We start from the raw sequence: 2,288 nt of genomic DNA, 5'->3' as shown, positions 1-2,288 counted from the left end.
GCCTTGACCGGTGTGCCCGTCGGCACGGCGATATCGACGCCGTCCTTGCCCGAGCCGAAACCGGAAATCACGCGGCCGCGCACCGGCCAGCGCATCTTGCCGATGCCGGTGGCATCAGGCGCGACGGCATCGTCGGCCTCGGCCTGCTGGATGACCTTCGAATCCTTTTTCGGCGGCGTGTAGGACGCCAGCGTTTCAGACGGCGTGGTCTTTGCCGCGGGCTGCGTGGTGGCCGTCGTCACCGGATCGACCTTGGCCGGCTTGGCAGCGGCGACGGTCGCGGTTCCGCCGGCCGGCACCTTCAGGGTCTGGCCGATCTTGAGCAGTCCGTCCTTCATCCCGTTGGCCTGCTTTAGGGCAACGACGCCGACGCCGGTCTTCCTGGCAATCGAAGACATCGTGTCGCCCGACTGGACCGTGTAGGTCCCAGCAGCGCCGGTCGTCTTGGCAACCTGCGGCTTGGGCTCCTTGGGCTGGTTTGCTGCGGCCGACGCGTCGACCTGAGCGGCGGACTTGCCTTCCTTAGGCTTCGGCTGCTGCGGCAGAACGGCGACCTTGTCCGGCGCAGTGGCCGGCAGGTTGTGCTTGCCGTCTTTCGCCGGCTTGGCATCCGCGACCTTCGCCTCGCTCTTGCTGGAATAGGCATAGGCCGGGATGACCAGCTTCTGGCCGGTCTTTAGCCCCTTGGTCGCGCTCAGCCCGTTGACCTTCATGATCACGTCGGACGGCACCTTGTAGCGCTGCGCCAGGCCGCCGATCGTTTCGCCGTCCCTGACGACGATCTCGGTTGCATGCGGAGTGCCGGAAGCAGCCACGCGGGGTTCGTCAGGTTGCGAAACCTTGAAAGGCGACGCCGCCGGAGCGACGGTGCCGGTCGTGGTCCTGTCGACATGCGGTGCCGGGGCCAATGCGGTGCGCACCGGCTTCGATGCCGGCGCCTGCTGCGCTTGGGCAACGGGCGGCGGCAGCGGCCGCGTCGAGACCGGCTCGAGGCTGGAGCGGCTGACCGATTGTGTATGGCTGCCATCGATCGGAGCGGCGGCGACATCGCCCGGATAGGGCTGCTGTACGGCATCCTGCTTGTTGATGATGGCGCGCTGATTGTTGGTCGAGGATGTAAAGACGTCGTCGACGCCATTGAACCGCGAAACCTGGGAACTGCACCCCGCAGCAGCACCCGCGACCATCAGAATGGCGCAGCCTCGCGCCAGATTGCGACCGTTTGTCTTCAAAACACTGAGTTGCATCGCACTAACCCGCACATACCCGGTACAAACTAGGCATGATTAAAGCGCGTTAATGTTACTCGACGGTTAACCTCATGGAATCCGACGCAATTTTTCTTAAAATATTAGAGAGCGAGCCGTGCGAAGATTTCGGGTCAGGCCAGCCGGGGTCGAAGACGGGCGCACGACGCGGCCGAACATCGACATCCGCGCTAGATAATAGCGGCAACACCGCGCAGGATCGGCTGCAGGCGAACGAGGCCGATGTCTTCGCGCTCGAAGCGGCTGCCGACCTTGGTCAGCTTGGCCAGCACCTGTTCGCCCTCTTCGGGGCCGATCGGAGCGATGACGATACCGCCGCTCGACAACTGGTCGAGCAGGAAACGCGGCAGGCTGTCGAAGGCAGCCCAGGCGACGATGCGGTCAAATGGCCCTTCATTCGGCAGCCCGCCGGAACCATCGGCGTGGCGCACGATCACATTGCCGATGCCGAGCGCCTCGAAGCGCTGCCGCGCCTGCTCGGCGAGCGTCTTGTAGCGATCGGTGGTGATGACCCGAGCGGCCAGCCGCGACATCACCGCCGAGGTGTAGCCCGAGCCGGTGCCGATCTCGAGCACGCGGTTGCCCTGCTCGATGGTGAGTGCGGCGATCACCGCCGCCTGCATGTCGGCGCCTTCGATCGCCTCGCCGCATTCGATCGGCAGCATGCGGTCCGACCAGGCGATCTGATGGAACTGGGCCGCCAGGAAGCCGCGCCGCGGCGTCGCCTCGAAGGCCGCGATCAGCGCCTTCGGCACAGTCCCCCGGCCGCGCAGACGCAGCAGAAAGGCGGCAAAACCTTCGCGGTCGTCGATCGGGAGGCCCTGGTTCATGCGAGCGCCTTGCTCAGTTGGTCACGGATTTCATGGGCGGTAAGGTCGAGCTGCAGCGGCGTCACCGACACCAGCCGGTTGCGCAAGGCGTAGAGGTCGGTGCCTTGCTTGCCTTCGACCGGCTCGCGGCCGAAACGCAGCCAGTAGTAAGGCAGGCCGCGCCCGTCACGGCGCTCGTCGACCCACAGGG

The 2,288-nt window shown here is 65.7% G+C and carries 2 protein-coding genes and 1 pseudogene; all 3 read right to left on the bottom strand.

All coding sequences use genetic code 11. From position 1 onward, the window contains the following. Nucleotides 1–1,247: LysM peptidoglycan-binding domain-containing protein (locus EN925_RS32540; protein ID WP_128337231.1), on the bottom strand; the 1,247-nt coding region annotated here is incomplete at its 3' end. Nucleotides 1,248–1,438: 191 nt separating this feature from the next. After that, the gene (locus tag EN925_RS32535) at nucleotides 1,439–2,098 is read right to left on the bottom strand and encodes a protein-L-isoaspartate(D-aspartate) O-methyltransferase (protein ID WP_027160428.1); all 660 of its coding nucleotides are present in this window, start codon (nucleotides 2,096–2,098) and stop codon (nucleotides 1,439–1,441) included. Beyond that, a pseudogene (locus EN925_RS32530) lies at nucleotides 2,095–2,288 on the bottom strand (5'/3'-nucleotidase SurE); the annotation flags it as partial. The pseudogene EN925_RS32530 and the gene EN925_RS32535, both read right to left, overlap by 4 nt.

Origin of the sequence: Mesorhizobium sp. M7A.F.Ca.US.006.04.2.1 (assembly GCF_004022915.1) — a bacterium.
GTDB classification, from domain to species: domain Bacteria; phylum Pseudomonadota; class Alphaproteobacteria; order Rhizobiales; family Rhizobiaceae; genus Mesorhizobium; species Mesorhizobium ciceri.
Note: the sequence above shows the minus strand (reverse complement) of the source record. Positions and strands in the feature narration are given on the sequence as shown.

Excerpts from the sequence above, each read along its gene's own strand:
- EN925_RS32535 (WP_027160428.1), bottom strand. The coding sequence starts at position 2,098 with ATGAACCAGGGCCTCCCGATCGACGACCGCGAAGGTTTTGCCGCCTTT.